This window comes from Photobacterium sp. SKA34 (genome assembly GCF_000153325.1).
GTDB lineage: Bacteria > Pseudomonadota > Gammaproteobacteria > Enterobacterales > Vibrionaceae > Photobacterium.
The window spans coordinates 1,215,465-1,226,506 of sequence record NZ_CH724141.1; the positions used below are offsets into that span (position 1 = coordinate 1,215,465).

An 11,042-nucleotide genomic window follows, 5' to 3' on the forward strand; every position below is an offset into this window, starting at 1 on the left:
ATTTTGACTTTGGGATAACATCCGAAACGTTCGCAAGAAATAATGATGAAATGATGCACAGTTCAATTGAGAATGTGCGAGAACAAGTGATGAATGATAGCAGTATTCCACCATCTAAAAAAAGTCGTGAGATAGTAACTCGTTTGCATGAATTAGGCGTTTTTGACCTAAAAGATAGTGCACAAATTGCAGCGAAAGGATTAGATATATCTATTCATACAATCTATCGCTACCTTCGTGAAATTCGTGCCCACGAGGTATAATTAATAGCTGTCACTTGTTTTAAATAGCCTCTTATTAGAGGCTATTTTTTTATTCGCTTTATCAACTTTTTTGATAATTACCTTTTATTAAATGAATTCTTAAAATTGAAATTGATTTATTAATATTTACTTTCTTATAAGTTTTATGATCTTTTCTCTTATTAGAGAACATGATTTTTATTAACTCTATTATTTCCAATAAATAATAATCTGAATGTTTTATTTTAAATTAAGATGTTTGTTAGTATAAGGTTTATCTTAATTGCATTACACTCTACAGAGTATGATTTTATTTTATGTTTAAATTATTGTTTCAATGATTTTATCTTTAATGATTTATACATTGGTATTTGTTGACTGCTTTCCAATTTGCATTGAAATTTAAAATTTAACTGAAAAGATTTTAATTAAAACCTTAAAAATATAACTAAGCAATGGTTTTTATTAATGGCATAAAAAATGCCTGTGGTAAGGTTATTAATTGACTACTTTTATATTTAAAGTTATTGAGACGGAATTCTCAAAATCCAGACTTTATTTGTAAGCGTCACTTACATTTTTCAATGTGCTGATATTTATATTAAGGAATCTCATTATGTTGAGTTCTCTTTACTCAAAAAGCTTGGAAATATTATCAGATAACCTTCTTAAATTAAGAAGTTGTCTCTTTTATATTACGCACATTTCAAAAATGAGAATTAATCCAATTAATAAGTCCATTCATGTTAGACCGAATTATAGTACCCGAAATTCGATGAGAGGTTGTTTGATAAATAAAATTAAAAATAGCAGCGTTAAATTAATTATAACCTGTTTTCTTGCTCTTATTTCTGGTTCTGCTTACTCTTCTAATGTATGTGAATCTATCTTAAACAATAACTTAGAATCTGAGAGAGTTACTTTTGTGGATGTTCAATTATCTAACAGCTCTGCTTTTGAAATGTTAGATTTGAATCATAATAAAATAGATGGCATAGATGATATTCTTAATAAGATTGAAAGTGGTAATAAGATAGTAGATGTATTCTCTCATGGACAGACTGGTCAAATAAAGTTCGGTAAAGATATTATTACGTTAAGTAATATAAGTGAATATAAAGAAGTAATTGAAGATATAGGCTTAAAGCTAGGAAGTGACGGTGTAATAAACTTACTCGCTTGTGATATAGGTGAAAATGAAGAGGGTATTAATCTATTAGAGAAGTTCTCAGAATATGCTCAAGTAACTGTATTAGCATCAAATGATAAGACTGGAGCATCTAATAAAGGTGGTGATTGGGATTTAGAATTATTATTTGGTGATAAGAATATCTCATTTACTCCTCTTCCTGAGTATATTAAATACTCTGATGTTTTAGATTTAGACAGTGATAACGATGGTATTTTAAATACTGATGAAGGATGTTCTTTAATTCCAGCAGGTACAAATCTATTTACTAATGGTTCATTAGATGGAACAGTAGATAATAACGCTAGTCCAAGCTCATGGCTTGATACTGGTACACCGGATATAGATGATATTAATAGTTGTAATGGTGTTAATATTAATAGGTGTGGAGCAACACCAACTAATTCAAATGATGGTGGAACATGGGTATTACTTGGTTCTACACCCTCTTATAGTGAAACGATATACCAATCTGTTTATTTAGAAGCCAATGTCAATTATACAGTTAGTTTTGAAATGGCAAATTTTGGTCTCGATGATGGTGCTGGGTATCTTGATAACGGTGCTATAGAAGTTAGCTATAGACTTGGATTTGGTGCTATCACAGTATTAGGTACGACTGATGAAATAGCTTTGGGAAGTAATTGGTATCAACAAACTTATACTTTCACTCCATCCGTTTCCGGTAACTATAATATTACCTTTAGAAATGATACTGATGCAAACACAGCTCTCTACATAGATGGTCTTTCCATTACTGGAGATATTGCAACTTGTGAAGGTCAAGATACAGACACTGACGGTACACCTGACCATTTAGATACCGATAGCGACGGTGACACTTGTAAGGATGCTATAGAGGCTGGTTTTACGGATGCGAATGGCGATGGTGAAGTAGACGGTACTGGCTATGATGCTGACGGCAAAGTAACAGGGAGTGACGGGTATACTACGCCAGCAGATACCGATAATTCAAACACATCGGATCATTTAGAATCCAATGTTGCTGTTTGTTTAAATCCGCCTGTATCCGATTCAGATACTGAAGTAGAGACAGGTGATTATGACTTTGGTGACGCCATTGATGATGGTACAAATGCTACACCTGCAACATTACTGGCAAGTAATGGTGCTCGTCATAAATATATTCCTGGCGGAACTACGACAGATGTTGTTGTAAACAGTGATTTATCTCCACCCGTCAATGGTATTACTTGGACATATCAAAATATGCCTAATAATAGTAATGCCAATGGTGGTAACAATAACGACATGCTCGTTATTAATAATAACTTAAACGCCCAAGGGGCCAGCTATTCTGGCGGTAATGGGCATGACCGCCTTGTTCTTGGTAAAGAAGCGAGTTATTACTCGGTTGTTTCTCAAGGGACAAATGCTTGGCGTGTTACCTGGCCAAATAAGAAAGTGCTCAATCTAAATAATGTAGTGGAAATCCTCTACGGCAATGTTGTTACACAAGTGGCTAGCCCTGTTTATTTAGGGGATGTAAAACCAGATACTGAAGCTGGTACTTATCAATCAAATACTGCTGTTCTCGATGACACAAATAATGGTGATAATAGCTCAGGCAGTGATGACGAAGATGCACATCAAAATGTTACACACTCGATTTCTTCAGACACTTTCTCTCTTTCTATTGCTTGTAACGACCATGATGGTGATCAAGAACTTGGTGCCATCGTTTATGGTTGGATTGATTTCAACAGTAACCAGCAGTTTGAATCTTCAGAATATGCGCAAGGTATTTGTAGTGATGCAAACGATAACTCAACAGGTTCTGCATCACTAACATGGACTGGATTACCAGCGGTACAAACAGGGGATAAACTCTTCCGGTTAAGAATTACGACACATGGTCTTCCTGCTGATGTTTCTTCAACATCATGGGATGAGCGTGCTATGGGAGCTGTTGACGATGGAGAAATCGAGGATCACCTAATCTCTGTTATTTCTTTGTCGACTGCAAATGATGTTGTGGCTGATTATGGTGATGCGCCAGATTCATATAAAACACTCAAGGATAGTGATGGTCCATTCCATTCATTATCCAGTGATATCTTCCTTGGTACAACAGCGACAGATAGTGAGTCAAATGGGGTTCCTAGTAATGATGCTGATGGGGACAACCTTGCAGGAGATAATGACGAGGATGCTGTAGGTTCATATAGCGTATTTACAAATAAAAACTTTATTAGTCAAACTATTACTGCCACAAATCGTACCTTTAGTGAGGCTTATCTTTATGCTTGGCTAGATCTAAATAGAAATGGAAGTTTTGAAGTCGATGAACTATTCGGTAACGGTAGAGAAGTTGATGGCACCAAAGTGCTCTATGCAAATAGTAATGATGCAAGGACAATAAATCTCGCTTGGCGTTTTACCGAAACCATTGCTGACGGTTCGCTTTATATGCGTGTCAGAATTTCAGATCAGATATTGGACGCTACAGGTGCCAATAATAATGATGTTGATCCTCGCTCATTTGGTGATGGTGGCATTGGTGAGGTTGAAGATCATAAATTAGAACTTCTAGTACCATCATCACCGACCGATCTATGTAATATAGATTTAATTTCTCCTAGTTTTGAAAGCCAAACTAATAATGAGGGATTTAACACTAATTCTATTCAATATTTTGATGGTCCTTGGTATAGCTGGACTGATTTTGGAACGATTGATCATTCCGATGGCTCATTACCGAGTTGGTTTGACGTGTTTTCTCCAACCGATGGCTCTTACTTCGTTGGTATGGTTTTTCATTCAAACAGTAAAGAAGGGCTATCGTTAGATTTACATCAACCCTTATTAGCAGGTGAAACGTATAAATTAAAACTAGATGTTGCCGGTGGGCAAGTAAGTAATACCGGTAAATTTAATGGCAACGCTAATTTGGATATTAGGGTTTGGGGTAATCCTCAACAAAATATGGTTTCGAATGATCCTTTGTTACCACCTTCAGGTCACGTATTACTGGCATCGGAAGTTATAACATCACGGTCAACTTTAGTTTCACAAGAGCTCGTTTTCACACCTGCTCAAAATATGAACACCATTACTTTATCAGCGTACACAAGTGACAACATTACTGGGGGCCAACATAATCACGGTATTGTTTTTGATAATTTAGAGTTAACAAATGAGTCAATTGATTGTTCGCTTATTGCAGAACCTGATGAGGGTATTAACGACTTCGGTGACTTTAGTGATTTTGATAAAGATGGCGTGCCTGATGGTCGTGACTTAGATGATGACAATGATGGTATTTTAGATGTTGACGAAGACTGTAGTGTTGTTCACAGTGAAAATTTCCAACGTTTCTCTGATGCCTTTAATGAAGTCCCAAGTCTACAAGCTGCAATTGATAGTACTACAGTAGAAGCAACAGGATTTGAAACAACAGGTCAATATACGTTAGAGCCAAACTTAGTTGTACAATATTTAGGTGGTGGTTCAACACCGACGAATTCACAAGGACAACAAGTTGGTAGTTACCTTGCTGGTTCTGGTTGTTCTGAAACGACAACTATTTGGGATGATGGTGACGGCAATACCTATCTTATTTTTGGTACTCATGACTATCAAGGAGGAAGTGTACCATCTTCTGATGTTTGTGAGTCAGATGATCCAAAACAAGCTGGTTATATTTATAAACCAGTAAACAAATTGCCAATTAAACCAAATACTAATTATGTATTTAGTGTTGATGTGAAAATCAATACCAATAACCTTCAAGGGCATCCGTCCAATACCGTACCAAATGCTGAACCTGAAATTCACTTTTATGTTGATGGTGTCTCAGTTGCGCAGTATGTACCAGATCGTTCAGCGTCCATTACAACGGCTGAATATAAAACATTTAGCTATGTATGGAATAGTGGCAGTAAAACGTCAATAGATTGGGGTGTATATAATCGTACAACTGAGAGTTCAGGTAATGATTTCGCGATGGATAATATTTCATTCCAAGCAGAATCTGCAACGTCTTCAAGCAACTGTTTAGACATTGATGCCGATGATGACGGTATACCAGATAATATTGAAGCGCAATCAACGCAAGATTACATATTCCCTTCAAATGACAATGCTGAAACTTACAATATCAATGACGGTGTTAATAGTAGCTATATTACAACTAAAAATGGTGGTCCAGGACTTATTCCAGTTAATACTGACGGCACTTCAAGTATTGCTAGCCGTGTTGACACCATTCCTGATTATATTGATACAGATTCGGATGGGGATGGGGTATTAGATATTGCTGAAAATGGCCCTGATAATATTCACCCTGGTAGTGGTGCTAATACTGATACTGATGGTGATGGTTTATGGGATATTTTTGATGCAACAGATAGTAGCGGCGCTAATGCATGGCATCCTGATGACGAATTAACAACTGCTTCTATTTCTCAACGTGTAAACTCATTTGGTGACGATGATGGCGATGTTAATAACTTCGAACCATTATCTCAAGATTTAGATTTCCGAGATGGTGATGAGCCAAGTCAACAACCTGTCTATGACTTTGGTGATGCGCCAGATGGACTAGACGGTGAGGAAAGTTATAAAACCTTAGCTGCAAGTAATGGTCCTCGTCATTTACCTTCAACACAATTATATATGGGAGCAAATCCAACCGATATTGAATCCGAAGCATTAGTCACCTTACTTGCTGATGGCGATGATAGTACAGAAATAGACGATGAAGGAGCGTTGTCTGGTTACTACCCTAATAACATAATTAATGTCGGTAATGCTGATGGTTCTCATCAGGTGCGCTTTAATCCACTAACAAATGAAACTGGTCAAAATGCGTATTTTTATGCGTGGGTTGACTGGAATAAGAATGGTATTTTCGAAGTTGATGAAGGTTTAGCTACCTCTAATGGTGAAGCTATTTTCTATGCTACTTGGGGGGAGATTATGGATACCCGTATCTCCGTGCCAAGTGACTTTGATAACGGCTATTACTTTATCCGAATTCGTTTATCTGCAACCTCAATAGATTTACAAGGTGCTACTGGAACTGACGAAGATCCACGTTCTTTAGGCCTTGTCGAGCAAATAGGTGCCATTGAAGATCATCGTGTTTATTTCGGTCGGTTTGATATGGGGGATTTGAGAGATACAACGGACGGAACATCATCAACAACGTCATCGGTTGATCATCGAACTCGTTTAAGAGATAACGGTCCTGCTCACTTCCCTAGCACTGATTTATTTATAGGTACTAATCCAACGGATCCAGATCCTTACAACACATCAACATATAATACGACTTACACGTCTGCATATGCGACTAAGGATGATAACTCTGGTGCACCAACAGTTACACGTGATGATGAAGATTCGTTACCAACTTCACAAGTGACGGTGAACGAAACAGATAATTTAGTCAGTTTTGATCTCTCGGTGTCTAATAATACGGGTAAGAATGCTTATTTATATGCATGGCTTGATGCTGATCATAATGGTCAATTCGATGTTGGTGAGCTCACTGAAGTAGGCAATATTGCAGATGATGGAGCGATTGTTATTCCTGACAATGGTGGTTCTGCGACAAATTACAGTGTCACTTGGGATAATATCACATCATGGCCACTACTCAATCAACACTATGGTATTCGTTTCCGCCTGTCAGAGGATAAACTTTTGCTATCTGGTGCGATTAGTACCGATGAAGATCCTCGGGCACTGGGAATTCATTTCACGCAAGGTGAAATTGAGGATTACTCTATTCGAGTGGTTGCAAGTGGTGGTACCGGTGGCGGCTCAACAGAGTCTGATTTTGACCGTGATGGTGTGCCTGATTCAATTGATATCGATGATGATAATGACGGTATCCTAGATATTGATGAACTGGGCTTTGATCCAAATTATCTTTACAGAGATTACTTCGATCCTGTAAACCCAAATGATCCTAATCAGTGCCCGCTAGTGAAACATACAGGTGATAGTTTCTATTATTCACCGTCTCATGTTGGTGGAGTAGGAGATAGTAATCCATCCGGTAATGCGTTGGCTTGTGCTGGTCAGTATGGTATGGGCAGTAATACTGGTAACCAAGTGAATAATACTTGGAAAGGGTATGGTGGTAGTTGTTCAAGTGGCCGTTACTATGCTTATTTAACCTTATGTAATGAATTTGATACAGCTGGTCGTTGTGCTGGACAGGGGTTAAATGCCACTTCATTTAACGATGAATTCTATCGTGTTAAGTCTCAATACTTACCAACGACTACTTTAAAAGCAGGTGTTACTTATCGTTTACGTGTATTAATGTCTCAAAGTACGATGACACGCACCCAAGGTGTCATTAATAATCAAATTATTAATCCTAATGAGACGATTGTAAGTGGTGAAAATTACTATACATTTGATTACACCCCTTCTTCTGATGAGCCAGTAACAACAATTGCAGTTCGTAATAATTTTGTTGCTAGCGGCAGTAATAACAGTGGTCAAGGTAATGATTTTGCGATTTGTGGTGTTGAGTTATTAACTAAAGATCTCGATGTAACACAAGAAGGTCACCACAGAGATATTGATGCAGATGATGACGGTATTCCAGATAATATCGAAGCCCAAACGTCTGATGATTATATTCTTCCTAATGTAAATAGCTTTGCACAATACATAGCTAATGATGGTTTAAATACAGCTTACCTTACTACAAGTACTACTGGTGGGTTAGGCCTAACGCCAGTTAATACAGACCAAAGTGCGGCGACAAATAGTGATAGTGTCCCTGATTATATTGATGATGACTCAGATGCCGACGGTACTGCTGATATTGCAGAGAATGGCCCATCACATCCTGATTCTATAACCAGTTCAGCAGATACTGATGGTGATGGTTTATTAGATATTTTCGATGCCAACGATGACTCTACCATTAATGGTTCTTCACCAGGCTTATGGTCACCAACTGATGAAGTATCTGCAAGTACAGTTGCTCACCTAAAAACAATCTTTGGTGATGGTGACAGTGATACTGTTGATGGCTCGGTTGTGCCGTTAGAGCAAGACATTGATTATCGAGATGTTGATAGCCCTGGAACACCAGCTGATTATGGTGATGCACCAATCAGTTATAAAACATTAGCTTCTGATGATGGTCCATCCCACACCCCATCGAGTGTACTTTATTTAGGAACCGCTGCGACAGATATTGAAAATGATGGTGTTCCAAATGCAGATGCATCAGGTGATGATGATAATGGTACTAATGATGAAGATGGATTAGGAACATATGAGCTGTTGGCAAATAAAAATTATATTAGCCAGTCTATTAAAGTAACTAATACAACAGGTTCTGAAGCGTTTCTTTATGCTTGGTTAGATATGGACCGCAATGGTAGCTTTGAAGTTAATGAACTTTTTGTAAGCGGTCGTGAAGATGATGGAGGCTATGGTATCGCTTCTGACGAGCCTGATGATGCCGTCATTCACATGAATTGGCGCTTTGATGGTGTTGTGGCTGATGGTCCGCTTTATATGCGGGTTAGACTGACAGACCAAATTTTAGATCTTTCTGGTGCTACGAATAATGTTCTTGACCCTCGTTCATACGGCGCTGGGAGTATTGGTGAAGTTGAAGATCATAAAGTTGACCTAGCAGTGTTAATCCCTACTGGAGAGCTTTGTGACATAGAGCTAATTTCACCGAGTTTTGAAACACAGTCTTCTCGTGGTAACGGTCGTTCAATTGTTATCGTAGATTCTGATGCGCCTTGGTACAGCTGGACTGATGAGGGGACTCCTGACCATTTTGATGGAACTCGTCCAGATTGGTTTGATAATTATGTACCAACAGACGGTAGTCGTTTTATAGGTTTAACGTTTAATTCAGGCAACCAAGAGGGCCTATCGATCGATTTGCCTTCACCATTGAATGCGGGAGATACTTATAAATTAACGCTTGATATAGCTGGTGGTAAATTAAATGCTGGTAAATTTAATCAAGCATCTAATATAGACCTTCGTGTTTGGGGTAACACTCAATCTAATGTTGTTGCAGCTGGCAAGGTTGCGGTTCCTTCTGGACATGTTCAGTTAGCTTCTTTAAGTGTCTCTTCTAATACAGTATTAGCAACTCAAGAGATCACATTTACCCCCACTCAAACTATGAACAGTATTTCGTTGTCTATTTTTACATCTGCATCGCTAAGTAATAATAGAAATTATGGCATCGTATTTGACAATTTATCATTAACCAATGAATCGAACAGTTGTTCAACAGATTTAGATTACGGTGATGCACCTGACGGTATAAGTGGAGAGCCGAGTTATAAAACATTATTAGCTAATAATGGTCCATCACAATTAGCCTCAACAACAGTACGTTTAGGTGAAGTTGAAACTGATATTGATGATAACGGTCAACCAACGGCTAACGCTGATGGTGATGATGTTAATAATGATGATGATGATGTTTTAGATATTTCATTGCATAACAATATTATTAATATTGGTGCTGAAACATCACAATATAAAGTTAAGCTCAAGCCTATTTATAACACGGGTGGCAACAATGCTTATCTGTATGCGTGGGTTGATTGGAATAACAACGGTATATTTGAAGTTGATGAAGTATTAAGTCGAGTGGGTACTTCTTATCCTGCGGGTAAAGAAGGTGAAAACCATGTTGGCATTAATACTAATAATCCACAAGAAGCGGATATGATCCTAGATCTACCTGCTAACGTTGCGACTGGTAATTACTTCATGCGTATACGTTTAACGGAAATTGATCCGTTAGACTTAGCCGGTGCTAGTGGTACTGATGAAGATCCTCGTTCTATTGGTGCCGTGAGTGAAAATGGTGAAATTGAAGATCATCAAATCCGTATTGATCGCTTTGATATGGGGGATTTACGCGATGAATTAGAAGGTTTATCGACAACCCCTGGTAGCCTTGACTATACAACCCGTTTAGAGCACGGCGGGCCAGCGCATTACCCAAGTACAGAGCTGTTTATTGGTACTGAAGCGACAGATGCTGACTCTGTTGATCTAACAATCAGTACTTATTTTAACAATGATGATCCACGTCGTGATGATGATTCGGGTGTTGATGACGAAGATGCAATTGGTCCAATTGATATTAAGGATACCGATAATCTTGTTAGTTTTGATATTCCAGTAACGAATACGACAGGTAAAGATGCTTACCTCTATGCGTGGTTTGACTTTGATCGTGACAGTGTCATGGAAGTCGGTGAGCTTACATCTGTTGGCGGTAATACTTATGATGGCGCCATAGTGATCCCATCTGCGAGTGGTCAACAAACAGTGAGTATTACTTGGACGAATCTACCTGCATGGGAACACATAAATAAATATTACAGTATACGTTTACGTTTATCTGAAGATTTAATTCCACTCAATAGTGTTGTTGGTACAGCAGAAGATCCGCGTCAGTTGGGTATTTTAATGAATCGCGGTGAAGTATCTGACTTCCATGTGTATGTTCAGACAAATGGTACTGGTGGTGGTAATACGCAAAATGATTTTGACCGTGATGGCGTGCCTGACTCTATAGATATTGACGATGATAATGATGGTATTTTAGATCTTGTTGAGCTTGGTTA

The 11,042-nt window shown here is 38.0% G+C and carries 2 protein-coding genes; both read left to right on the top strand.

The features are described 5' to 3' along the window. Positions 1–263 (top strand): helix-turn-helix domain-containing protein (locus tag SKA34_RS23300; protein WP_006644764.1); only part of this gene is annotated, 263 nt, incomplete at its 5' end. A 904-nt stretch (positions 264–1,167) separates the two neighbouring features. Continuing rightward, positions 1,168–11,042, top strand: a 9,875-nt coding sequence (locus SKA34_RS06850) for a GEVED domain-containing protein (RefSeq protein ID WP_232284236.1), incomplete at its 3' end; no start/stop codon positions are given.